The sequence below is a fragment of the Deinococcus sp. KSM4-11 genome, assembly GCF_004801415.1.
Lineage (GTDB): Bacteria > Deinococcota > Deinococci > Deinococcales > Deinococcaceae > Deinococcus.
Genome location: NZ_SSNX01000006.1, coordinates 91219 through 115856, shown reverse-complemented (window position 1 = coordinate 115856; position 24638 = coordinate 91219). Strand labels below are relative to the sequence as shown.

The window sequence follows — 24638 nt, the reverse complement described above, 5'->3', positions numbered from 1 at the left end:
CAGACAGGCATCCCTTGATGCCGTTCTTCCACGGCCTGCATACCCGTCACCGGCTATGGGGAGCCAACAGTCGCTCGAGCACCGCCATCAGATTGCCTGGCAGCGTTCCAGACATCTCTACCGCCCCCAGATGACCGCTTGCCGTGCCTCCAGACGCGCGTAGAACGTCGTCCCCAGCAGCTGACGGCGCAGCGCCGCATCAAACATGGCCCGGGCCTCCGCTGCGGTGTCCTGCCGCTGGACTGGCGGCAGGCCCCGAGGATGTGGGGTGATGATCTCCACGGCAGGGCCCTATCCCCAGCGGTTCCCTGCCACACTTATTCTGTGCTCCCCGCGAATCTCACTGGTCTCTTGGCGCGCCTCCTGGCCGAACAACGGGCCATCCTGGACGACCACCTGCTCGGCGTCTACCTGCGTGGCTCGCTGGCGCTGGGTGACTTCGACCCCCACACCAGCGACGTCGATCTGCTCTGCGTCGTGGATCAGCCTCTGAGTGACGCGGTGTTCGACGCCCTCAGGGTCATGCACCAGCGCCTGGGAACCCTGGATCACCTTCTGGCCCATGACATCGAACTGGCCTACCTGCCTCGGGCCTCCGCGTGGGAATGGCACCCATGGGAGCAGCACCCGACCCTGGCCCGGGGCGAGGCACTGGGATGGAACGAGCACGGCGCGAACTGGCTGCTGGAGCGGTGGGCCGTCCTCCAGGGCAAGCAGGCCCTCTTTGGCCCACCGCCTGACACCTTCTTCGCCCCCATTCAGGCTGCCGCCGTCGGTGCAGCTGTCCGGGCGCGGTTGCGTGACTGGGTCGAGTTCGCCCGGAGGCCGGAGGATCCAGCGTGGCGGGAGCCGCTGCCGCATACGGCGTACGTGATCGAGACGATGTGCCGGATCCTGGCGACGCTGGAGCGCGGTGCGCTGCTCAGCAAGCCGGAGGCGGTTCGCTGGGGGGTGGCTCACTTGCCGGAGCCCTGGGCCGGGTTGGCACGCCGCGTTCCGGCGTGGAAGGCCGACCAGACCGTCGATGCAGATGCCAACGCTCAGGCGCAGGCGTTCATCCTCTGGTGCGCCACCCAGGCCGATCTTGAAGGAGCCTCTGAAACTGAACCTTGCTGAAACCTCTTGTGAAAGCGGGTTCCCGCCGAGCACCGAAATTATCGAAGGGCAACAGCCGAGACCTTTTCGAGGCAGGCAGCGACATGATCGCCCTGGCGAACATCCTGAGCGTGCTCTGACACTCCCTGTCGAACGGCCGACAGCAGGACGTGGCCCGGCACGTTGACGGCCAGCTGGGCCATGTCCGCCCGAGCACGTCCGCAGCCCACACGACGAAAGCGACACGCACGACGACCTCAGGCCATGCCACAGGCCGGGACTGTCAGGCCGCCCACCAGCGGATGCGCGCACGCCACGCCGTCATCGAACAGCGCGGTCGGGTGCTGGGGATCGACGCCTTGCCTGAGCAGGGTGGCCCAGACCTCCGTAGTCACGCCACCGGGATCCAGCAGCGGGGCACGTCCCTGCGTGGAAATCACCCCGACGTCCTGACCGGCCGGGCCGACGCGACCGTGAGGCCGGTCAGGCCAAGAGCAATCAGCAGCACGACGGGGCGCCACCACGGTCGGAGTGAAACGGGGGACGCGTTGAACATGGTCGGTCTCCCTTCACAGCGAGGGGCAGTGGCCAGCGGTCAAGCTGACAGTACCCTCCAGAGCGTGTCGGTGTGCACCGTGAGCGGAACACCATGCTCTCCCACCAGCCGGCTGAAGACGGTCTTGGCCGCCTCTGTGTCACGGTGGCGCCGAAGGAAGACGTCCAGCACCGCGCCATGCTCCAGGGCGGCTCGCCACAACCAGGGGTTGACGCCCCCGACATCCACAAGCCCAAACGTCGAGATGCCACCGGGAACCCCGACGGGGTTCCCGGTGGCGCAGGCCCTGGGCGAACAGGTCACTGCAGGTGATGCACCAGGTGCGGATCGATTCCCGGGTCACGCAGATCCCACGTTCCAGCAGCAGTTCTTCGACATTCCGGTAGCTCAGCGTGAACCGGTGATACAGCCAGACGGCGTAGCCGATGAGCGCGAGGGGGAACCGGTAGCCACGAAGCTTCTGACCGCTCAGCACCGCGTTACCCTACCCCAACAACTTGCCACAACCGCTTGGCTCCACTGATTCCCCACCCATCAAGCGCACCAGGCGTGGCCGGCCCGAGGAACAGAGCGACAAGCGACACAGCGTTGGGGATCAGCAAGATAGCTCATTGCTTCCAGATGCAGCCGCGCCTAGGCTCGCCGTGTGCCTGGTTCTCCTGCCCCCGTCGAAACCGCTCCGTTCGCCACGTTCCCAGCCGAACCCGCACTCCCTCCACCCAGGGCCGCCCAACCGCTGGCCCCGCAAGGCAGTACCCGTGAACTCGCGTCGCTGGCCTGGCCCCTCATCGTGAGCAACCTGGCGTACACCGCCGTAGGCTTTACCGACACCCTGTACATGGGCCGCCTGGGCGTCCTGGAGGTGGGCGCCGTGGGCCTCGCGTCACTGGTGCTGTTCGCGGTGCCCCTGCTGTTTCGCGGCGCCCTCAACACCGCTGCCACTTTCGTGGCGCGCTCGCTGGGGGCGGGCGATCCAGCAGGCATCCGGCGCTGGGCAAGCGTCTTCCTGAGCCTCTCACTGGTCGGCCTGCCGCTCCTCCTCATCGGGCCCTGGCTGCTCGGCGGCGCGCTGCGGCTGCTGAATCCTGGCTCTGAGATTCTGCAGGTGGCGCAGACCTACGTCGGCATTCGCATCCTGGAACTGCCGCTGATGCTGCTCGGCACCGCCAGCCTGTCGGTGATGCTGGGCCTGGGCAACACCCGCACGCCGATGCTGCTGTCCTGGATGCTGGTGGGTGTCAATGCGGCGCTGGCGGGCCTCTTCGTGTTCGGCTTTCACTGGGGCGTCTCGGGGGCAGCCTGGGGCAGCGTGGTCGCGGTCTGCCTTCAGGGCGGGCTGGCGTTCTGGCTGCTCTTGCGGAGGTATTCCCCGCAGTACGGGCGGCTGTGGTTCGTGCGGCCCACCCGGACGGAATTGGGCTCGGTGGCCCGGATCTCGCTGCCGGCTGGACTCACCGATCTGGCGGACGTGGGGGCCTTCACCACCTTTCTGGGCATCATCGCCCGGCTTGGCCCCACCGAACTGGCCGCGTCACAGATCGCCAACCAGTTCGCCTCGTTCGGCTTCCTGCCCGCGTTCGCCCTGAGTGCCAGCACCTCCAGCCTGCTGTCCCGGGCGCTGGGGGCGGGACGTCCTGACCTGGCGGCGCGAATTGGCTGGCGTGGGGCCGCGCTGTCGGCGGGCCTGATGCTGGTTCTCACGCTGGCTTTCCTGCTGATGCCGCGCACGTTGATTGGGCTGTTCAGTCGCGATGCCAAGGTGTTGGATCTGGGGGCGTCGGTGCTCGGGGTCATGGCGGGCTATCAACTGATCGACGGCGTGGGCATCGTGCTGGGGGGGCGCTCAGCGGGGCCGGCGATACCCGCTTCCGGCTGCTCGTGACGCTGGGCGGTGCCTGGCTCGTCATGGTGCCGGGGGCGGCCTGGCTGGCTCCCCGGTATGGGGTGACGGGTGCGTGGGTGGCGGCACTGCTGTACATCGCGCTGCTTTCGACCAGCTACGGCTGGAGGTTCTGGTCTGGGCGATGGCGGAAAGCGACGCTCTGATGGGCTGGGGTTCCGGCACCGGTTGTGGCAAGTTGTCGCCTTCAGGGAGGCCAAGAAACGTTAAGGACGCAGGCGGCCTGAAGGTCAGGCCGCCTGCTGCACCACTTCGCGCCAGAGATGGAACGCCTGTTTCTGGTGCTGACGACGGTGATGAGCGGGAACGGTGCAGCGGGCCGGGTGGTGGAGATTCGTGATGCGGGCGTGTAGGTCAAGGAATGCCTGAGCTCGATGTCGTGACCTGAATCCTCGCTGCTGCCGCTCTTGTCGTCGTGTGGGACGATGGGTTGTGGCAAGTTGTTTTGGTAGGTTGGCACGGTGTTGAGCAGGCAGAAGCTTCCCGGCTACCGGTTCCCGCTTGAGGTCATCGGGTACGCCATCTGGCTTGACCACCGATTCACGTTGAGCTATCGGGACGTCGAGGAACTCTTACTGGAGCGCGGCATTGCCGTCACCCGCGAATCCATTCGCACGTGGTGCATCAAGTTCAGTGATCTGTTTGCCCAGGGACTGCGCCACCGCGAACCCCGGCGGGGTTCACGGTGGCATCTCGACGTTTAGGCGTGTGGAGGTCGGTGGGGTCACACACTGGCTATGGCGAGCCGTCGATGCGCACGGCATTGTCCTGGACGTGTTCTTGCAGCGTCACCGGACACGGAGGCGGCCACAGCCTTCTTCAGCAGGCTGCTGGGCCAGCACGGCGTCGCTGTCTCCCTGCACACCGACAAGCTGTGGAGGTATGGTGCGGCCCTGCGCAAACTTCCCGTGCTCCACGGCGTGGAGCACGTCCAGGTCGTGTCGACGGCACGCTGCAATCACCTCGTAGAGCACTCCCATCGGCCCACACGCCGACAAGAGCGGCAGCAGCGCGGTTTCAGATCACGACGACGAGCTCAGGCATTCCTTGACCTACACGCCCGCATCACGAATCTCCACCACCCGGCCCGCTGCACCGTTCCCGCTCATCACCGTCGTCAGCACCAGAAACAGGCGTTCCATCTCTGGCGCGAAGTGGTGCAGCAGGCGGCCTGACCTTCAGGCCGCCTGCGTCCTTAACGTTTCTTGGCCTCCCTGAAGGCGACAACTTGCCACAACCCCTGACCTGAACTCATCCGTCGAGCTCGCTCAGACCCTCAAACGCCAGGTCGACCCAGCCCTGCACCCGCACCTGGACGGCACTCGCCTTCTCCCCAAAGTTCCCGTCCACCCGGATCCCCGGTGCCCGGGAGGCCGTGATCCGCAGTTCGGTTTCCGCGCCGTGGTGTGCGACGTTCTGGCGCTCCAGGAAGGGCCGGATGGCCGTGATGATCCGCTCCATATCGGGCGCGGGGTCACGCACGGCTTTGCCCTTCTCGTAGTGCACCTGCGGCGCCGGAAGCGCCAGGCGCACCTCGATCCGCCGCGTGAAGGTCGGCTCGGGGGTGTCCTCTGTCTCGGGCGTGTCGACCGTTCTGTTACCTACAGATTCATCCATTCGTGATTCACCTCTCAGTCATCTTGACACGAGTCCGAAAAAAACGCACGCTGGAACAGATCTTCGTACCCAGTTCAGACTCCACCCCGAGGACGCCATGCCCCCAGACCTCACCCCCACCCGCAAAACCATCCTCAGCGCCGTCCTCCGCCTCGGCACCGACGCCAGCGCCACCCGCGTTGCCCACACCGCCGGCCTCTCCAAACAGGCCCTCACCTACCAGGCCCAGCGCCTCCGCGAGCTCGGCTACCTCGCCCCCAGCGCCGGACGCTACGGCGTCCTCGTCCCCACCGACCGCACCCGCGCTCTCCTCGGCCCCGGCGGCTACCCCCTGGTCGGCGACATCGCCGCCGGCATCCCCGACCTCGCCGAACAGGAAGACGGCCAGTACGTCACCCGGCTCGACGAGGTCATCGACATGCGCGAGGGCGACTACCTGCTGCGTGTCCGCGGCGAGTCCATGACCGGCATCGGGGTCTTCCCCGGCGACCTCGTGATCGTCCGGCCCTGCGACCGGCTCCAGAACGGCGAGGTGGGCGTGGTGCTCATCCCCGGCGAGGGCGTGGCCACGCTCAAGCGCTTCTTCCTGAACGGCAAGGCGGTCACACTCCGGAGCGAGAACCCAGAGTATCCGGAAATGGTCTTTCCGAGCGCTGACGTGCGCATCCAGGGGCAGCTGGTCGCCCACATCGGTCAGTCGATCGCCCGGCCGCGGAGGAGTTGACCGTGCCGCCCGCCGCCCACGTCGCCTGTGTCCTGCTCGCGCCGTGGAGCCTCACCCTCCTCGAGCGCGGGCATGTGGGGCTGCCCGTGGCGGTGCTGAACGAGGCGGGGCGGGTGCTGCACGTGAACGTGCTGGCCAGACTGGGCGGGGTGGACGTCGGGATGAAGGAGGCGGCGGCCCTGTCGCGGTGCCCGGAGTTGCACGCCGAGGTGGTGAGTGCTCCGACGGCTCAGGCGGCATGGAACGAACTGCTGGAGACGCTCTACGCGCGGTATTCGGATCGGGTCGAGGGTCGGGAGCCCGGGATCGCGTATGTGGCGCTGAGTGTGTCTGGAGCACGGGAGCTTGCGGCAGCCCTGCACGCGCCGGTCGGGTATGCGGCCAGCCTGGAAGTCGCGCACCTCGCTGCCTTACGGGCCAAGCCCGGCGAGGTGCGGGAGATGAGCAGTGCTGCGGGCGGGAAAGCCGAGGACGCCTTCCTGGCCCTGACGCCCTTGGATCACTTGAACATCCTTGGACTCAGCCCAGGGCACCTTGAGCGGCTGCGCTTCCTGGGGCTCAGGGGGCTGGCCGACCTCCTGAAGTGGAGCGCCGCCCAGCGCGAGGCCTTCCTCGGCGTGGACGCGGCGAGAACCCTCCAGCGCTTCCTGAAGGGCCAGCGCACCACGACCGTCGCCAGGTATGTTCCTGGACAGGTCATCGAAACGAGCCTAAGCACCGATCAGCCGCTGGTAGAACCGGGCGAGACCGCAGCTGTTCTGGCGGAACTCATTCCCGTGGTGTGGGCCGAACTGCGTGGCCGCACCTGCGCCTACCTCACCCTGCACGCCGACACCGTGGGTGGGCGGCTGAGCATCAGTCGACGGCTGAAGTGGCCGGTCGATGGCGCCGGCTTGGAGCGGCTGGCCGTACAGGGTCTGGAGACCACCGATGCGCTCGCACTCGGCATCGAGCGCATCACCGTGCAGCTCAGCGGCCTCGCGCTGCCGGCGCGGATGGTGGGCCTGTGGGCTGGAGTGGCAGAACTGCAGGTCACAACGGACGTCCTGAAGCGCTTCCCCGACGCGCTGGTGAAGGTGCACTGGCTCGATCCGTGGGCGTACGTCGCGGATGCCCGGTATGAGTGGGTGGACTGGCTCACGGGAGAGGTACGGCCCACGCCGCTGACGCCGCCGAGACCGGCGCCAATGAGCCTGGCACGCCGTCACGAGAACGCCGTCAACCGCGTGATCGCCTTCTTCGAGGGGGCCTCACCGTGAAGGCGACGCAGCAGGAAGTGCAGGTCACGCTGACCGGGACGGGCCAGCCCCACATGCTCCTACTGGACGGCCGCGCGCTCCCCATCCGGGAGGTCATCGACCGCTGGAGGTACGGCGGCCGCTGGTGGCTGGGTGAGGTTCCCCGCGAGTGCTTCCTGATCCAGGCCGGTTCCCTGACAGCCGAGCTCCATCACGCCGCACCACCGGACGGGCGCTGGTGGCTGGCCCGCGTGCAGGACTGATGGAGGGTCTCGGCCCCCTCCTCGCGTGCCAGTCGTTCTTCAGCGAGGGCCGCGCGACCGTCAGCCCTGGCCGGCTGATCCGGCAGGCCAGGGCCGCCGGTTTCACGGCGGTCGGTCTGGTGGACTGGTGCAGCGTCGCCGGTGCCGTCGAACTCTGCGCGACCGCTCAAGACGCTGGCGTGCGGGCCATCCTCGGCGCGACGCTGCCTGTTGTGTTCCCTGGCCATGGGAACAACAGTCCGGAGGTCTTCCCGCTGGTGATGCTCGCCACGAACCGGGACGGGTATGCGGCGCTGTGCACCCTCATCACCGAGGCCCGGCAGGTCGACCCTGCCGCTGTTCCCCTGGAGCGACTCGAAGCGGTCGCGCTGGCCTATCCCGAAAGTCTCGTGTGCCTGACGGGCGGGCGGATGGGGTTTCCAACCGTGCTGGGTGAGCGCCGGGAACTGGCCTGGGCGGGGGCGCTCCTCCGGCGGTTGCGTCAGACGTTCCGGTTCCGGCTGTACGTGCAGCTGTTCCACGGTCAGGCCCCGCAGGAGCGCCGCCGGCTCGCGTACCTGCGGGGCCTGGCCAGAGACCTGGAGTTGCCCGTGGTGGCCGCGCCCGAGGTCTGCATGGCCGCAGCAGAGGACTACCCGTTGCTGGACGCCCTGACGTGTGCCCGGCTGGGCATTGATGTCGACACGCCGCATGTCGAGCGGCCCCGGAACGAGGCGCGCGCGATCGGGACACCAGGGGGCTGGGTGGAGCTCCTCCCCTTCCCCGACGCACTGGAGAATGCGGGGAAGGTGGCCCAAGAGTGCACCTTCGATCTGCTGCCGGAGAGACTGCAGAGTCCGGCTCCGCTGCTTCGTCCGTTCCGGACTGCCCAGGACGCGCTGGAGGAGCGTGCGTACGCTGCCCTGGAGTCGTACGCACCGGATCGGCGCGTGGACGCCACGGCACGCCTCCGACACGAGCTGGACACTGTGGCCCAATTGGACATGGCGGGCTTCTTCCTGACCGCGGCGGAGGTCACCGACTACTGCCGGCAACACGGCATCCTGGCCGCGGGCCGGGGATCAGCGGCTGGAAGCGTGCTGTGCCACCTGTTGGGTATTACGCTCTCGGATCCCCTGAAGCACAACCTGCTGTTCGAACGCTTCCTGCACACCGGACGCACCTCCATGCCGGACGTGGACATCGACATCGCGAGCTCGCGGCGCGATCAGGTACTGGGCTGGGTGGAGGAGCGCTGGGGGGCCGAAGGCGCCTGGGAGGCGATGGTCGCCAACCGCATCACCTACCGCCTGCCGAGTGCGGTGCAAGATCTGGGCCGCGCCCTGGGACTGCCCCCGGAACTTAGAGACCGACTCAGCCGCGCCCTGGGCCGCGACTTCCGGCACCACCGGCCGCACCGGGCCCGGCTGGCACAGGTGGTCTTCGATGAGGTGCTCGGCGACGCCCCAGTGAAGGAGGCGCTACTCAGGCTGCTGGAGCGCATCGAGGCGGGCTTCGTGCGCCACCTCGCGCCGCATTCGGGCGGGGTCGTGCTGGGCGGAGAGGCGCTGACCCGGTACAGCCCGCTCACTCGCTCGTCGGGCGGTATCCGCATGCTCACCTTCGACAAGGATGACGTCGAGGCACTCGGCCTAATCAAGCTGGATTTGCTGGGCTTGCGTATGCTCGCCGCGCTCGAGCGCGCCCGGGAGGAAGTCCTGCGCCTGAACGGAACATGGCTGCCCTTCGGCGACTTGCCGGACGATCCCGGCGTCTGGAACGAGATCTCGTCGGGCGACACCATGGGGTTGTTCCAGATCGAAAGCCCGGCTCAGGTGCAGATGACGGCCCGGCTGCAACCCAGGGACATGACCCAGCTCGCCCACCAGATCGCACTGGTGCGCCCGGGCCCGATCCAGTCCGGCACTGTGCATCCCTACGTCCGGAGAGCGTGGGGCGAAGAACCTGTTCCTGACCAGCCTGAACCCTTGAAATCCATCCTGGCGTCCACGTACGGCACGCTGATGTTCCAGGAGCAGATCCTGCGCATCGCGGTGCACTACGCCGGGTACGACTGGCCGGACGCCGACCGGTTCCGCAGTCGCCTGAGCAAGGTCGAGGACGCGCAGGAACTGGAGGAGCTGAAGGCCATCTTCGTCGTAGGTGCCGCGTTGACGACGGGGGCCTTTCCCTGGGAAGCGGAGGAGGTCTTCACCATGTGCGCGGCCTTCCGTGGGTACGGCTTCGCGGAGTCGCATGCGCACGCCTTCGCCCAGCACGCTTATAGCTCGGCCTATCTCAGACATCACCATCCCGCGGCGTTTCTGGCGGGTCTGCTGACCGAGGCCCCTGGCATGTGGCCGGCCAGCACCATCAGCCAGGACTTCCGACGGCGCGGCGTGTCGCTCCTGCCCACCTGCGTGAACCGCTCGGGGGTGTCGTACCGGGCGGAAACGGCGCATGCTGTCCGTGTGCCGCTGACGGCGGTGGAGGGGATCAGTGCCGACACGGCGCGCGGCATCGTGCAGGAACGCCTGACCGGCGGAAAGTTCTTGTCCGTCGAGGACTTCTACGACCGGGTGGCGCTCAAGCGCGACGCGCTTGAGCTGCTGGTCAAGGCGGGGGCCTTCGATCGCATCGACGCCTTGAAGAACCGGCGGGAAGCGTTCTACGTGCTGCACACCATCGCGAACGCCCGGCCGCCCGGCACACGGGCCCTGCTTGCGCCGACGACTCCTCTTCCTGATCTACCCGAGCTGCAGCCGGACGAGACGGTGCGACTCGACCTGCAGACCAAGGGGCTAAGTGAAACCGGCCGGCACCTGCTGGACGCCCACCGGGCACGGCTGCGGGATCTGGGCTGCATGGCCCTGGCTGGTCTGAAGCACGGGGCGGAGGTCTGGACGGCGGGCGTGATCGTGGCGAAGCAGCGGCCGCCGACGGCGAAAGGCTTCGCGTTCTACGTGCTGGAGGACGCCACTGGCAGGGTGCAGGCGATCATCAGCCCGGATCTGTGGGAGGCCCATCGGATCCTGTTACGAGATGCGCGGGCACTGATCGTGCAGGGGCAGGTGACCCGGATGGGGCGCGCGGTGACCGTTCGGGTGGGCCGGCTGGCAGAACTGCCCCTCGGGGCGCAGCGCGTTGAACAAGCAGCAGATTGAGGCGTGAGCGGGGAGTGAAGGCGGCGCGTGGATAGCCCTGCCATCCTGAGGGCATGCAGGACGGGGAAATGGAGATCGTCACGGTGCTGTCGGTTGAGGATCACGCGGCCGAGGTGGAACTGCCGGACACGAGTGTCGAGGTGTGGCAGCTGGCCAGTCTGCCGCCGGAGGTGCAGCCGGGTGACCAAGTGGGGATCACGGTCACAGCAGGCGACATGGAAATGGTGATACTAGGGCGACTGGGCGGGCTGCAGGCCTGAATCCTCATTGCGCCAAACCGCCGCCGACCGGCCGCGCACCCTGGGCATCAGAAGCCTCAGGATCCAATAGGAACCTGCACCACCTGGCAACCCTGATGGACGGCCAGGAGGGCCGCGATGACCTGCCCCTGCCACGCATGCGCGGACGCAATGACTTTGGTGAAGGCGCTCGAACCGTGGATGTGCCCTTCGTACATGGCGTAGGTCACAGGCACGCCCTCCGCCTTCAGACGCGTCGCGTATGCTTCCCCGTCGTCTCGGAGGATGTCGTACTCGGAAGTGAGAATCAGGGCGGGCGGTAGGCCAGACAGGTCAGGGGCCAGCAAGGGCGACGCATACGGGTTGCTTGCATCTTCCGGCGACCGGAGGTACGCGCCCACGCAGAGTTCGGCATCCTTCAGGGACAGGCCGTAGCCTGAAGCGCACTCGTAGCGCAGGTGCCCCTTTGTCAGGTCTGTCGGGGGAACTTCCAGAACCTGGAACGCCAGGCGAGGGCCACCTTCATCCCTGGTCTTCAGGGTGAGCGCTGCCGCGAGGTTCGCTCCGGCAGACTGACCGCTGATGGTGATGCAGCTCGAATTGATGTTCAGTTCACTCGCGTTCGCCACCACCCAGTCCAGCGCGGCAGCGCAGTCGTTCAGCGGAATGGGGAACTTGTGCTCCGGTGCCTTCCGGTAATTCACGGCCACCACCACACAGTCCGCACCGACGCACCGTTCCCGGCAGACGGCGTCAATGAATTTCTGATGGATGGTTCCGGCCATCCAGCCCCCGCCGTGCAGGAACAGATGGGCCGCATGCGGCCCAAGCGTGAACGGAACATAGACGAGTAGGTCGATCGTCCCGCCAGCCACGGGAAGGGACACTGCGCGGCGGCTCATGACCTCCGGGCCAGGGTTGATCACCTGATCGGCGAGAACCTCGGCACCAGCTTCACTTGCCGCGCGGTACGCGTCGTAGTCCTCGATGACTTCTGGCGAAGGCGGGAAGGTGGACAAAAAGGCTTGTAGAAAGGGATCAACAGGCACAGGACGCTCCTTCGTAAGGCAAGGGATCCGAAGCGGGGAGACGTGGGGGCCTGGATTGGATGGAAAAGATGGCGTTCATACGGTGGCTCCCCCACCCTGAGCGTGCAGGGTCTGCCATTCCGGGTAGCGGTGGCAGGCGGTCAGGCCACCGGCATCGGTGGCCACGAGCGGCGGGCTCTCGGCCCGGCAGACCTCGATGGCATACGTGCAGCGCGGCGCAAAGGGGCACCCCCCCGTGGGGTGCGTGACAGCCGTGGTACTCGCCACGGGCCGCAGGGCCTTGCGGGCGGCCTCTGCAGCGTTGCGGCGCCGCTGCACCCGGGGGTCGGCGACCGGCGCGGAGTCCAGGAGTTCCTGCGTGTACGGATGCGCAGGCCGCCCCGTCACGGCGCTCGCCGCGCCGGTCTCCATCACCTGACCGAGGTACATCACGTAGATCCGGTCGGAGATGTACCGCACAACCTCGATGTCGTGGCTGATGAACAGGTAACTGAGCTGCCGGCCGCGTTGCTGCTCGACGAGCAGGTTGAGGATCTGCGCCTGGATGGACAGGTCGAGGGCGCTGACGGCCTCGTCACAGATCACGAGCTGCGGATCGACGATCAGGGCGCGGGCGATGGCGAGGCGCTGCTTCTGCCCGCCGGAGAACTGGGCGGGAAAGCGCCCCGCCGCTTCAGGCGACAGGCCGACCCGTTCGAGCGCGTCCGCGACGCGCTGGCGCAGCTCCGGGCCGGGCCGCACGCCGTGCACCTCCAGGGGCTCGGCGAGGGATCGCCCGACGGTGAGGTAAGGATTGAGCGAGGCGTTGGGATCCTGGAAGACCACCTGCATGATCCGACTGAGGTCACGTCGGCCCCGTGGGCCGAGTCGCGTGATGTCCCGGCCGGCGAGGTGAATCTGCCCCGCGTGAACGGGTGCGAGGCCCAGGGCGGCCTTGGCGACCGTGGACTTGCCGGAGCCGGATTCCCCGACCACGCCGACGGTCTCACCGGAGGACACCTCGAGGCTGACGCGGTCGGAGGCCCGGAGGACGGGATCACCGCGGCGACGGCGGTAGTGCACCTCGAGATCGCGGATGTCCAGCAGCGGCGCCGCCGGGCGTGAAGCGGGCAGCAAAGGCGCACCCTTGGATTCGGACAACGTCATGACGCCTCCTGCTGCCCCGCGCCCGCGGCGGTCGACGTGAACTGGGGAGGATGCTGTGGGTTCAGGAACAGGTCGTCGATGCGGACACAGCGGCTGTAATGCGCGTCTACTGGTTCAGCAAGAGCAATGGGGCTGGTGAGGCATTCGGGCGCGGCGAAGGCGCAGCGTGGCGCGAAGCGGCAGTGGGTGGGCCAGGATCCCGGTGGCGGGACGCGTCCGGGAATGACGGTGAGGGGCTGTCCCGGTTGGGCGTGCGCCGGGTTCGCACCGAGCAAGCCCAGGGTATAGGGGTTCAGTGGCCGGTCGAACAGCTCGTACACCCCCGCGTCCTCGAAGACCTGCCCGGCATACAGCACGATCACGCGGTCGCAGAGGTCGGCCACCACGCCCAAGTTGTGCGTGACGATCAAGACGGCCATGCCGGTGTCCCGCTGGAGGTCGCGCAGCAGCGTGAGGATTTCCTTCTGGACGGTCACGTCGAGCGCGGTGGTGGGTTCGTCCGCGATGAGGAGGCGGGGCCGGCCGGCGAGTGCCAGGGCGATCGCCACGCGCTGCGCCATGCCACCGGACAGTTCGTGCGGGTAGGACTGCAGCACGCGTTCAGGCTGGCGCAGCTGTACCTGACGCAGCAGTTCCAGGCAGCGCTCACGGTTCTTTGCGCCACCGACTCTGTCGTGGAACTGCACGAGTTCGCCGAGCTGGCTGCCGATGGTGAAGGCCGGATCGAGGCTGGAGAGGGGCTCCTGGGAGATCAGGCCGAGCGCACGCCCCCGCAGGGTGTCGAACGTACGGTCGTCGAGGCGGGTGATGTCCTGACCCTCGAAGACGACTTGACCGCCCGTGATGCGGCCATCCCTGGCCAGCAGGCGCAGCACCGCAAGGGCAGTGACGCTCTTGCCGGCGCCGGATTCCCCGACGAGGCCCACCGTCTCTCCAGCATGAACATCGAAACTGACCCGGTCGACGATGACCGTGTCTGCCCCACGGCCCCCGAACACCACCGTGAGATCCCGGACGGACAGCAACGTCTCCGGTTGAATTGGGCGGGCCGGCTCCACCGTGTCGGTGGCGAGCGTGATGGACGCGTCGGTGGCTGGACGTGCCGGTGCTGCGTCGCCCCCAATGTCCGCCGTGGCGTCCCGCAACGCGTTGCCGAGCAGCATCAGTGCCAACGCCATCAACGCAATCAGGCCGCCGGACGGCACCAGCAGCCAGGGCTGTGTGCTGATCTGCTGCGCCGCCGCCGCGACGATCTGGCCCCACTCGGCTTCCCCGGGCGTGGCCGTCAGCCCCAGGAAGCCCAGCGCCACCGCGAACAGCAGGGCGTTGGCGGCAACGAAGGAGGCCTGCACGATCGCCGTGCGGGTCACGCCGGGCAGGATATGGCGCACCATGATCGTTCCCTCGGACACGCCCGCGACCCGGGCGGCGGCCACGAAGTCCGCCTCCTTAAGGGGCAACGTGATGCCGCGGATGATGCGGGCGAAGCCCGGCGCGACGAGCACACCAAGGGCAATCATGGCCGCGTGCAGATTGGCGGGGAACACGGTGAGGACGACGAGAACCAGGATAATGGCGGGAATAGCGAGGATGAGGTCGGTCACGAAGGACACGGCGCGGTCAAACGCGCCTCCTACGTACCCTGCGAGGATGCCGATGGGCACTGCGATCAGCACCGCTGTCAAGACCGCCTCGATGATCCCGACCAGGGCTTTGGTGCCGCCGTACAGCAGGCGGCTGAGCATGTCCCGGCCGAGTTCGTCGGCGCCGAGCAGGTGCCGGGCGGTAGGCCCGCTGAGGCGCGCCGGAAGGTCGAAGTCGTCCGGAGTGTATGGGGCGAGCTGCCGCGCGAAGAGCGACGCGAGGATGATCAGGGCGAGAAACGCAAGGGTGACGACGGCGGCCGGTTGCCGGAGCAGGGCGCGCAACAGGGGCCACCGGGGCGGGCGGACGGTCATGGCGGCGGTCATCACACACGGATCCTTGGATTGAGCCAGGCGTAGAGCAGGTCGACGAGCAGGTTGACCGCAACGACGATGACGGTGAAGTACAGGACGATGCCCTGAATCACCGGAAGGTCGTGCCGGCCGGTGGCCTCGACCGCGAGTCCGCCCAGGCCGGGCAGGGCGAACACATTCTCGGCGATGATGGTGCCGCCCAGCAGGCCAATGAAGACCAGGCCGATCACCGTGAGGATAGGGATGCCGGCGTTGCGCAGCGCGTGCCGGTAGATCAGCGACAGGGGCTGGACGCCGCCAGCCCGCAGGGTGCGGATGAAGGGCCGCTCCAGGACGTCGAGCATGGCGTTGCGGGTCTGCTGGGCGATCAGGCCGATGGCTGGGCCGGCGAGCACCGCTACAGGCAACACCAGGCTGCGCAGCCAGCCGCCGGGCGAGGTTGTGGGATGGACATACCCGATGGCGGGCAGCCAGCGCAGGCGCACGGCGAAGACGGCGACGAGGATCAGGGCGATCCAGAAACTCGGCAGCACGATGCCGAGCATGGAGATCACGTCCACGGTGCGTGCGAGTACGCCGCGACGGAGGGCGCTCGCGATGCCAAGGGCGACGCCAAGCACACTCGCCACCAGGGCCGTGATGGTCACCAGAGACAGGGTGACGCCGAGCCGCGAGTTGAGTTTCGCCACGACAGACTCACTGTTGAAGATCGACACGCCCAGGCTGCCGTGGGCGAGCGTGGTGACCCACCTGGCGTACTGAACAGGAACGGGTTCGAGCAGCCCGAGCTGTTCACGCAAGCGCTGGTACTCCTCGGGCGCGCGGTTCTGTCCCAGGATCACGACGGCCGGGTCACCGGGCGTCAGGGACACCAGGAAGAACGTCAAGGCCGTCACGAACAGCAGCAGTGGCACAGACAGCAGCAGACGGTGGCCGAGGATTCTCAGCATGATCCTTCCTTTGGACTCAGGGCTGAAGCAGCGCTGTGACGCGCGTGGCAGCGACAGCCGTGTCGGGAATGCCGTGGGCGGCGCGTAGGGTAGCGATCAGCTCCTCCCGCCACGCACGCGCCGAAGCCATGGCCTGGGTGAACGCGGACGACCCATGGATGTGCCCCTCGCCCAGCGTCAGGGTGACCGGCACACCGGCCTGCGCGAGGCGTTCGGCGTACACGGCGCCATCATCGCGGAGTGGATCGAACTCAGAGATCATGATGTGCGCCGGAGGAAGCCCGGACAGATCAGCGGCCTTGAGGGGTGAGACGTAGGGCTCGCCGGCTTGATCCAGGTGCTCGAGGTAGGCGCGGCGGCACAGTTCCATTTCGGGGCGGGTCAGACCGTACCCCTGGTCGAGCTCGGGATGCGTCGAGGTCGTCAGGGTCAGGTCGAGGGCTGGAACTTCCAGAACCTGGAAGGCCACGCGGGGGCCACCCTCATCCCGGAGCTTGAGGGTGAGCGCCGCTGCGAGGTTCGCGCCGGCGGACGATCCACCAATGGTGATGAGATCCGGGTTGATGCCCAGTTTTTCGGCGTGCGCAACCGCCCAGAGCAGCGCGGCGTGGCAGTCGTTCAGGCCAGTGGGATACTTGTGCTCGGGCGCCTTGCGGTACTCCACAGCGACGACGACGCACTGCGCGCCAGCGCAGCGTTCCCGGCACGTTGCATCGTTGAACTGGCCGTGGATGGTACCGAGCATCCACCCACCGCCGTGCAGGAACAGATGCATGGGGTGCGGGCCAGCTTCGAGCGGCTGATAGACGTAGACCTCAATGGTTCCCCCGTCGACAGGAACCGTGAAGGCCTGACGTTCACGGATGGCTGGGCCGGGTTCTCCCAGGGTCGTGAACAGCACATCACCCTGGTGGTTCGACGCGGCGCGCCAGGCGGCAAAGTCCGTGGGTTCCGTGTTGACGGGCAGGTGTTCGAGAAGGGGTTGAAGGAAAGGATCGACAGGCATGAACACTCCTTGGTCAGGGTTGGATAGGCGGCAATCCGGGCAGGCGCTCAGCGGTGACAGTTACTGGACGGGTTTGATGTCGACCAGGTTGACGACGGGTTGCGCTCCCGAGGGTGTGGGCATGATGACCTTCTTCGGGTCGTACACGTAGTTCAGGTTGTTGCTGTAGACGGGCACATACCAGGCATTCTTCGTCAGGTAGCTGTTGATCTGCTTCGCCACCGGTGCCGTCTTGGTCGGGTCGGTCGCGCGAAGTTTGCGGATCAGCGCTTCCAGTTCGGGAACGGCTGTCTTGTCCGGCGTCCAGACTGCGCCTGGGCGGAAGCAACAGTTCCAGGCAACCAGGGTTGGGGTCGTCGCGCCGAGCCCCGCGACCGAGACGGGGTACTTGCCAGAGGTCAGACCGGCAAAAAAGTCCGCCACGGCAGGCTTGGTGTCGAGTTTGGCCTTCACGCCGATGGCCTGCCAGTACCCGGCCACCGCCTGGGCCATGGTGTCGAGGCCAGCGAGTGGTGTGGACAGGATCGTGAGTTCGAACCCTTGCGGGTAACCTGCATCCGCAAGCAGTTGCTTGGCCTTGGCGACGTCGTAGGTGTAATAGGAATTGAGAGACGCGTCGAAGCCGTCGGAACCCTGAAGGAACTGTGTCGACACCGGACCACCCTGGCCCCCACCCAGCGCCGCCGAGAGCGCCTGGCGATCCACCGCGTAGTTGAGGGCCTGGCGAACCCGGACGTCCTTGAGGGCGGGAACGAGGGTACCCCCCTTGTCGAGGACATCGAGGCTGGCGACGTTGAGCGGAACACCGACGCTTTTGAGACCGGCCGCGAGCGCCGACGGGAGCAGGGACGGTTGGGCGGGGCCGGTCACCTGTACCTGGCCGGCGCGGACAGCATCGAGGGCAGCTTGCGGGTTGGCGATGACCTTCAGGATCACCTTCCGCCACTGCACCCGGGCAGGATTCCAGTAGTTCGGATTGGCCACGTAGGTGTACGTGTCACCCGTCACCGTCTGCTTGGGATCAAGGACGTACGGACCGGCACCACAGGTCGCGGTTTTGAGGAGTGCAGGGTTGGCGGCAGCCTTCGGACAGGGAATGACTCCGGACAGCCAGGAACGGGACAGGAACAGCAGGGCCAGTGGGTTGGCGTCCGCCATGGTGAGCCGGACGGTATACGGACTGGTGACCTGCACAGCCTTCGTACCAAGGTTGTTGGCGACTGGCGATTTGTTCTTCATTTGCAGGTCGAGCCAGCCCTTGACAGCTTTGGCGTCGAAGGAGGAGCCGTCGCTGAACTTCACGCCTTTGCGCAGCTGGAACTCAATGGTCTTGAAGTCGCTGCCGATCCACTTCCATGACGTGGCGAGCCCGGGCTGGTACGTGCCGTCGGGGCCAAACGAGATCAGGGAGTCGTAGGCAATGGTGAAGAAGGCTTCGTTGGCTGCCTCCCCAGTGGACGGATCGAGCGTGGTGGGCCCGCTGCCCACGGCGATGGTGAGGGTGCCGCCGGGAGGGGTGGCGGCTACGGCCGGGGAACCGCTGAGCAGCAGTGAGACACAGAGTGCCGACGATGCCAGAACGCGGGTGGTGCCCTTGGGTGACGTCATGTGATCCTCCATGGAGTGCGTCGTGAGTGTGGAGCGGCGTAAAACGTGAGTACTGGATTGGCTGGATCGGGGCGCCCTGAGCAAGGGGGTGACGCGCCGGACGCCCGGATTCATCCGCGTGTCCCCGTAGGTGCTGCCTGGAGGGTTGTGGTCGGCCGAAGTTGAATACCGAGTTGCTCGATGGCGCCTTTGACGTCCGCGTCGAGAAACAACTGCCGGACGCCGGTACGATCCAGCGCCACCCAGTCGTAGCCGATGTGGGCGATGGCACCGAGCTCGTCCGAGGCCTGGTCGGGGTGATCGATAAAGAGGCTGGTCTGCCCTGGGGCTAGGCAGCGCAGCATGTCGATGAAGCCCAGCCGCTTCTCCTCGGCGGTACGGTGCGCGCCGCTGTACGACACGATCTGCAGGTCGCGTTCGTGTTCTGGAATCGCCAGCCCATACTCGCGGCCGAGTATCGTCGTCAGCGCTTCGACCCGTGGGTCGAGTTGTTGGCACAACATGTGAAAGGACAGGTGTGACGCCTGGGGAATGAGGCTGAGGCCCCACTCGATCTGGGCGCGGAATTCCGCCTCGATGTCATCGAGCTGCCAGGCCCGTTCTTTGAGGGACTGTCCCGGGTAGGCGGAGTGGGGCGTGATGAACTGGGGCAGTTCCCCGTGCAGTCCACGAAGGCTGGAGCAACTGGTGAGGGGACGCCACCGGAGGGTGTCCCATTCACAGGTCAGCGCGAGGTGCAGACCGACATCGAGCTGAGGGTGAACCTGGAGGGCCATCGCGGCCTCTACGAACCAGGGGCCCAGGACGAGCACTTCCGTACAGGTCTGGATTCCGAACTGCATGCACTCCAGCGCTGCGGCCGTACTTGAGTGGGTGAGTCCCATATCGTCACCGCGGACGATGAGGTGCGGCGTCACCGGGTCGTACTCTGGGAATGAAGGCGACAGGAGATCGGCATTGAATGGCTCCTTTGGGAAGACAACGGAGTACCAGGCGCCGGTTGCGCCAGGTCGCCTGGGTGTGGGGAATGAACTCGGGTGAAGTCAGTGTGGGAGATTGCAGCCCACTGTGTCCAATGCCTAAAATGCGATTGATGCGCAGAGTGCATAGATCCTTGAAACAGGCCACCTGATGCGTCTACCAGAGTTGCGAGACCTGCAGGTCTTTGCTGCCCTGGCAGAAGAACTGCACTTCGGGCAGGCGGCCAAACGATGCCACATCACCCAACCCGCCCTATCGCGCACCATCCAGCGATTGGAACGCGAGCTTGGCGTCACCCTGTTCGAACGCACCAGCCGACAGGTGCACCTCACGACCGCCGGACACGCGCTGTATCCAGGTGCGCTTCAAGTCCTGAGTTCAGCCGAGCGGGCCGTGCACGATGCCCGGGCAGCTGGAAAACCGCGGCAGACCCTCCGGGTGTCCTCAGTTCTGCCAGCCCAGGCCCGCTTTGGTCACCGGACGCTACTCGATGTGCTGCAAAGCCACGCGCCAGAAGCCCGGCTCGACTTTCGGCACACGCCAGCCGTCACGGGACAAGTCGCTGCCATTCGTACTGGCCACGATGACTGGGCCGTGACCTTCTCACCCTTGGATAGCACCAAGGGCCTGGCGGTGACGCCGCTCTCGCAGGAACGGTTGATGCTGGCTGTGCCGGAGAATATGCCCGTCCCGCCGCACGGCATGGCCTTGAACGAGCTCTCGCTCCCCATCATGCTTTTTCCGCGGGAGTTGTCGCCATTCCACTACGACCAGCTCCTGGCATTCTTCGCACAGGCCGCGGTACGTCCCCCACTCATCGCTTCGGCTCCAAACATGGAACTCAACCTGAAGCGCATTGCTGCCGGAGAATGCGTCTCTCTGCTGTTCGAATGTCTGGAAACGCAGCATCAGTTCGCTGGCGTGAAGACGTGTCAGGTCACCACCCCCGTCTTCCACTTCATGGTCGTCCTTGTGCAGCGGCAAGCCTGACAGCAGGACTCACAGCTGCTGCCTGACGTTTGCAGGACGATTGACCAAACGATAAGTGCCCCCGCTCCCGGCACTGGCCAGAGCGGTAAGGCATGAGACATCACTCGAACAGGGACGGCTGCACCTGTGCCGCTTCGGCAGGTACCGACGGCCACGCCGAGATCTCCTTGAACTCCAACCCCCGACTCTCCAGCTCCAACCGTGCTGGCGCCGTGATCGAGGGCGCTGCTAGGATCCCCCGCACCACCGCTCCCGCTGGCACCTTCCCCTCCACCGAGCGCACATACCGCCCCAGCTGCGAGACCGCATGCTGCGTGGCTCGCCCCCGCTTGAGTTCCACCACCACATACCGCCCCTGCGCGTCCTGTGCGTACAAGTCGATGCCGCCAGACTCAACCAGCAGTTCCCGGTTCAGCACTTTCAGGCCGGGCTCGATCAGTTCCGGCGACCTCGCGAGGGTCTCCTGCATCTGCGCCTCGGAGCCCGACAGGAAGAATCCACCGGCGGCCTTCAATTCCAGCGCGAGCGCTACCTGCGGCTGGAGGAAGATCACTTGCACGAGCTCGACGGGGCTGCGCCGGGAGGCCAACAACATGCACACATCCTCGTCCACCCGCGCCACGAGCTCGTCGGTTTTGGGTTGCCAGTTCATGGGTTTGATGCCGGTGGGATGGTGGATCTGCAGGCTGCCGTCCTGTTTGATCAGGACAAGGTAGGTACCGGTTTCAGCGGTGCTCGCGGCGCGGCCGCGGTAACTGACCTCCGCGAGCCCGGCAACCTGAACGAGGCAATCCCGGGTGCGCGTGTGGCGGTTCAGGAATGCGGCCAGAGCGGATGGCGTGGGATCAAGCAGTTGCTCGCGGATCACGATCGGCCCCTGGCCGGCTGGCTCGCCTGAGCAGGCATGGGGTGAGTATGGCGCGAAGAATCACTCAGAGCAGTGTGGCGTGACCACGAGGCGTTCCGGGAGTCATGCGCGCTGCCCTTGCGGTGCAGATGTCCACCCATCACTACTGACCTGCCCCCTCCAGTGAAGGTTCGATCTCTTCCACCGCTGGCACGAGCAGTGCACACTGCAGGAACCCGCTTCCGAGCCCCGGGCCGCTGCCGGCTGGGCCACGCCGGGAAGCCGCCCCTCGACAAGCCGGGAAGGGGGGCCTGGGCCTGGGCGGCCCCAGTGGGCCCGTAGAACCCGATGTGGGCTGCCCCCCGCACCAAGCATCAACGAACCAATGGAGCTCGGCTGGTGGGCTCCTCGAGCCTACGTCTTGGCACCCGTGAGCCCAACACGATCCTCGAAGACGTGCACTGGGATCGCCGAAGCCTCTGCGCGCTGTACGACAAGGGGAAGTCCGAGGCCATCACCAGCAGCCCTCCTGCCAAGCCGCGCTAAGCACGTTCCGCCGGAGCGATCACGTGACGAGCGCGTCCGACGTCCGGTGTTCAGGTCACGCCAGCGCGGCCGTGACCACCAGGGCAATGGCTGGACACGCGTCTGACGTGTCATGCCGGGTGATGCGGTGCAGGATGATCCCCTCCGCGCACGCCATCATTGTCGCGGCCGCTGTGCCCGGTTCCTTCGCCCCCAGGTGCGCAAACGCCCCTCGGATCGAGCCTTCCATGGCTTCCCGCGCCTGCACCACGGGCGCGCGCAGGGCCGCGTTGTGGCTGGCCTCCATGAACAGGATCAGCCGCGCCGTCGTCAGCGGCCAGCCGGGCCCGGTGCTCACGTCGATCAGGCCGCACAGGACGTCGATGAGTCCTGCGGCGGACGTGGGCGTGAACATCGGCGTCACCAGTTGCAGGTCATGCTCTGCGATAAAGGCAACCACGCCGTGCAGCAGGGCAGCGCGGGTGCGGAAGGCGTTGGAGGTGGAGCCGCGGGGGAGGCCGGCATGGTCGTCGACCTTGTGGTGGGTCAGGGCGCGGAGGCCACCCTTACCCACGAGGTCGATGCCAGCCTGCAGGGCGCGCATGCGGGTCGAGATCACGGGATCACTATCTGAACATGCATCATGACCACAGTGATTCTCATGCTGCCTCTGGACACCCCACGATGACCCGCCGCATCCAACCCAGCCCCCGCCCCCGCTACCAGCAGACGTATCCCTCGACCCTCGCGACCGTCGAGGAGTTGCGGGCCCTCGGCCTGCACCCCAGCACCAGCGAGCCGGACGGCATCCTCGAGTACACGCAGAAGGATCGCAGCGGCATCTGTGCCCTGTACGCGCGGGACACGGCCGTGCCCATCACCGCCCCACGCGAGCCAGCCTGAGGACGCGATCGTCACCGCAACAAAAGAAGGCGACCTCTCGGCCGCCTTGATTTCTTCACTCTAACTCGGTATACAGGCAAAAGCAACTCGACCAGCCTGCTCAGAAATCAGCTGTCCCAGATAAGCATTCTCCGATACCGTCCATCCACGGCATGCATACCCATTGCCCGCCACGGAGGTCAGCAGCGATTCCAGGAGCAAGCAGGGCGCCCTACCCTGTTGCCCGCCGGGCGGCGCCTGGCTCTTGTCGCGCACCGACGGATGAGCCCTCGCCTTCCGTTACTCGTTGGCAGCTTGAAACTGTGCATCTACCAAAATAGTTGTGCCAGACGAATTACTTATTACAGAAGAAACCGTGCTCTCCATCTGGTGTCATGACTGGGCTCCCGCTGTCATGGTAGGTCTAAGGCACGCCCAAGGCACGTTCGTTGCGCTTCCAGCATCTGATCAGGCTCAACGTAGCCGGCACTTGCCACGAACCCGTAAGAGTTTACGCAGACTTGACTGCCCCATCGCGGCCTCAAGCAGGTTGGTCTGGCCATCCTTCCAAGGTTCTGTTTCTTGATCCGCTTGAAGCCGCTGCTCGGTGAGCGGCGAATTCACGCGTTCCCGTGGGCTTCCGAAAGCGATCGGATCACCGGAATTTCATGAAACGTAGCCAGCAAAGAACGGGAACTGACCGTCACTCTTTGACGCCAGCGTCTGATCTCAAGCTTTGCCAGCCGCACGCCGCAGCGCGACCAATTTATGCAAGTTCACTTGCGCGGTGATGAACCCTCTCCCACCTCCTACTTCAGGGGTACCGCGTATTTCTTCCGGTTCTCGAAGCGCACGAGAGATGCGTAGCCCACCCTTTCGAGCAACGCCACAGCTTGCGGAAAGCCTGCCGCCACGTCCTCCGGACGGTGGGCGTCGGAGCCCAGCGTCACGGGTACTCCGTAATGCCTGCACACCGCCAACAGCTCCTCACGTGGATACGGCTCACCAAGCCCTTTGCGCCACCCACTGGTGTTCAGCTCAATCGCAACGCCGCTCTGCGCAATCGCCCGCACCGTTTCCTCCAGCAGGGGTGTGATGCTCAGATCCGGGATGTGACCCCTCGTCTTGAGGCAATCCAGATGGCCGATGATGTCGTATACCCCACTGCGTGCGGCGGCCTGGGTGGTTCGCAGGTACTCCTCGTAAATGTCTTCAGCGGAACGTCCGGCAGGCAGCTCACTAGAGAAGATGTTCCAGGTTCCCAGCCAGTGAACGCTGCCAATAACGTAATCCAGCGAAGTGGAGTGCCACAGCTTCCGGTAGTGCTCGTCCCAGCCCATCACGTAATCACTCTCTACACCCAGCCGTACTGCGATGCGGCCTCTGAATCGCTCTCGAACCTCATGCATTTCCCGAACGTAGGAAGGGAACTCGTGATGTGACATGGCCGTTCCGGGGAGGATATGAGGGTCTTCACCCAAATGGTAGATGGGGCTGTGATCGCTTAACCCTATTTCGGAGAGCCCAGCGCGAAGAGCGGACTCGACGTAATCGATCAGGTTGCCCTCTGCGTGGCCGCAGCGGTAGTGATGGGTGTGGTAGTCGACGAGCATAAATCTCCTTTTCCAAAACGGCAGATGTTGCGGGGTCGTGAGCCAGGTGATCGTCGCCTGTCAGGAGATGTGACTTGGAGTGGACTCCAGGGAAAGTATCCCGCGCTGAGTCGCTGTTGGGAGAAGAACAGTACGGGCTTGAACGCGCCAGTTGTCCCTTAGTCGGCACGCTCTAGATGAACTGAACGGGAACCATCTACTCGCTAGTTTCCGGAATGACATTGGGGGCGGCGTCCGCACCTGGAGATCAACGGCACGCTGACGTGATTGCCGTCTTCGCGTCTCCAGATGAAAGCGTGAATTCGCCA

The 24638-nt window shown here is 66.1% G+C and carries 22 protein-coding genes and 1 pseudogene; 10 read left to right on the top strand and 13 right to left on the bottom strand.

All coding sequences use genetic code 11. From position 1 onward, the window contains the following. Positions 1–351: 351 nt before the first annotated feature. Positions 352–1116 carry an aminoglycoside adenylyltransferase domain-containing protein gene (locus tag E7T09_RS16200; protein WP_168734891.1) on the top strand — a complete coding sequence of 255 codons (765 nt, stop codon included), beginning with the start codon at positions 352–354 and terminating at the stop codon, positions 1114–1116. Between the two features lie 236 nt (positions 1117–1352). On the opposite strand, the gene E7T09_RS16195 is transcribed toward E7T09_RS16200, so the two are convergent. Continuing rightward, on the bottom strand, positions 1353–1535 hold the full coding sequence (locus E7T09_RS16195) for a hypothetical protein (protein ID WP_136390233.1): 183 nt from the start codon (positions 1533–1535) through the stop codon (positions 1353–1355). Between the two features lie 155 nt (positions 1536–1690). Beyond that, positions 1691–1822, bottom strand: a complete 132-nt coding sequence (locus E7T09_RS22590) for a hypothetical protein (RefSeq protein WP_370294015.1) — start codon at positions 1820–1822, stop codon at positions 1691–1693. Between the two features lie 475 nt (positions 1823–2297). Here E7T09_RS22590 and E7T09_RS16185 point away from each other — a divergent pair, with 475 nt between their 5' ends. Together E7T09_RS16185 and E7T09_RS16175 are read left to right on the top strand one after the other, a co-directional pair. Beyond that, positions 2298–3533: an MATE family efflux transporter gene (locus E7T09_RS16185; RefSeq protein ID WP_240741838.1), complete on the top strand. Its 1236-nt coding sequence runs from the start codon at positions 2298–2300 to the stop codon at positions 3531–3533. Between the two features lie 482 nt (positions 3534–4015). Further along, positions 4016–4726 (top strand): annotated as a pseudogene (locus E7T09_RS16175) (IS6 family transposase). Positions 4727–4802: 76 nt separating this feature from the next. Here the strand turns inward: E7T09_RS16175 and E7T09_RS16170 are convergent. Continuing rightward, complete coding sequence (locus tag E7T09_RS16170; RefSeq protein WP_136390231.1) at positions 4803–5168, bottom strand: hypothetical protein; 366 nt, start codon at positions 5166–5168, stop codon at positions 4803–4805. 97 nt (positions 5169–5265) lie between these two features. Here E7T09_RS16170 and E7T09_RS16165 point away from each other — a divergent pair, with 97 nt between their 5' ends. The 5 genes from E7T09_RS16165 to E7T09_RS16145 are packed head-to-tail and all read left to right on the top strand — an operon-like array spanning position 5266 to position 10796. Next, complete coding sequence (locus E7T09_RS16165) at positions 5266–5892, top strand: LexA family transcriptional regulator (RefSeq protein ID WP_136390230.1); 627 nt, start codon at positions 5266–5268, stop codon at positions 5890–5892. 2 nt (positions 5893–5894) lie between these two features. Next, entirely contained in the window at positions 5895–7151 is a 1257-nt protein-coding gene (locus E7T09_RS16160) for a Y-family DNA polymerase (RefSeq protein WP_240741848.1), read from the top strand. Continuing rightward, entirely contained in the window at positions 7148–7393 is a 246-nt protein-coding gene (locus tag E7T09_RS16155; protein ID WP_136390228.1) for a hypothetical protein, read from the top strand. Before E7T09_RS16160 ends, E7T09_RS16155 begins: the two co-directional genes overlap by 4 nt. Continuing rightward, positions 7393–10536, top strand: a complete 3144-nt coding sequence (gene dnaE / locus E7T09_RS16150; protein WP_240741837.1) for a DNA polymerase III subunit alpha — start codon at positions 7393–7395, stop codon at positions 10534–10536. Before E7T09_RS16155 ends, dnaE begins: the two co-directional genes overlap by 1 nt. Positions 10537–10589: 53 nt before the next feature. Next, a complete protein-coding gene (locus E7T09_RS16145; protein ID WP_136390226.1) occupies positions 10590–10796 on the top strand; it encodes a hypothetical protein in 207 nt (68 codons plus the stop codon). A gap of 56 nt (positions 10797–10852) precedes the next feature. Here the strand turns inward: E7T09_RS16145 and E7T09_RS16140 are convergent, their stop codons facing one another. From E7T09_RS16140 to E7T09_RS16110, 7 genes are all read right to left on the bottom strand, one after another. Further along, entirely contained in the window at positions 10853–11824 is a 972-nt protein-coding gene (locus E7T09_RS16140) for an alpha/beta hydrolase (protein WP_136390225.1), read from the bottom strand. Between the two features lie 75 nt (positions 11825–11899). Then, complete coding sequence (locus E7T09_RS16135; RefSeq protein WP_136390224.1) at positions 11900–12970, bottom strand: ABC transporter ATP-binding protein; 1071 nt, start codon at positions 12968–12970, stop codon at positions 11900–11902. Further along, on the bottom strand, positions 12967–14940 hold the full coding sequence (locus E7T09_RS16130; protein WP_240741836.1) for a dipeptide/oligopeptide/nickel ABC transporter permease/ATP-binding protein: 1974 nt from the start codon (positions 14938–14940) through the stop codon (positions 12967–12969). Before E7T09_RS16130 ends, E7T09_RS16135 begins: the two co-directional genes overlap by 4 nt. After that, positions 14940–15878: an ABC transporter permease gene (locus E7T09_RS16125; protein ID WP_136390223.1), complete on the bottom strand. Its 939-nt coding sequence runs from the start codon at positions 15876–15878 to the stop codon at positions 14940–14942. The genes E7T09_RS16130 and E7T09_RS16125 overlap by 1 nt, the downstream gene beginning before the upstream one ends. Before the next feature lie 16 nt (positions 15879–15894). After that, entirely contained in the window at positions 15895–16884 is a 990-nt protein-coding gene (locus E7T09_RS16120; protein WP_136390222.1) for an alpha/beta hydrolase, read from the bottom strand. Between the two features lie 60 nt (positions 16885–16944). After that, entirely contained in the window at positions 16945–18492 is a 1548-nt protein-coding gene (locus E7T09_RS16115) for an ABC transporter substrate-binding protein (RefSeq protein WP_136390221.1), read from the bottom strand. A 110-nt stretch (positions 18493–18602) separates the two neighbouring features. Then, entirely contained in the window at positions 18603–19409 is an 807-nt protein-coding gene (locus E7T09_RS16110; protein WP_136390220.1) for a ChbG/HpnK family deacetylase, read from the bottom strand. Positions 19410–19623: 214 nt separating this feature from the next. On the opposite strand from E7T09_RS16110, the gene E7T09_RS16105 reads away from it, so the two are divergent. Further along, positions 19624–20463, top strand: coding sequence for a LysR family transcriptional regulator (locus E7T09_RS16105; protein ID WP_136390219.1), 840 nt, complete (start codon positions 19624–19626; stop codon positions 20461–20463). Between the two features lie 100 nt (positions 20464–20563). Here the strand turns inward: E7T09_RS16105 and nucS are convergent, their stop codons facing one another. Continuing rightward, entirely contained in the window at positions 20564–21331 is a 768-nt protein-coding gene (gene nucS, locus E7T09_RS16100; RefSeq protein ID WP_136390218.1) for an endonuclease NucS, read from the bottom strand. A gap of 580 nt (positions 21332–21911) precedes the next feature. Continuing rightward, positions 21912–22454, bottom strand: a complete 543-nt coding sequence (locus E7T09_RS16095) for a TetR/AcrR family transcriptional regulator (protein WP_136390217.1) — start codon at positions 22452–22454, stop codon at positions 21912–21914. 65 nt (positions 22455–22519) lie between these two features. On the opposite strand from E7T09_RS16095, the gene E7T09_RS16090 reads away from it, so the two are divergent. Beyond that, entirely contained in the window at positions 22520–22738 is a 219-nt protein-coding gene (locus E7T09_RS16090) for a hypothetical protein (protein WP_136390216.1), read from the top strand. Positions 22739–23526: 788 nt separating this feature from the next. On the opposite strand, the gene E7T09_RS16085 is transcribed toward E7T09_RS16090, so the two are convergent. After that, positions 23527–24330 (bottom strand): histidinol-phosphatase HisJ family protein, encoded by an 804-nt coding sequence (locus tag E7T09_RS16085; RefSeq protein WP_136390215.1) that lies wholly within the window; start codon positions 24328–24330, stop codon positions 23527–23529. Positions 24331–24638 lie beyond the last annotated feature (308 nt).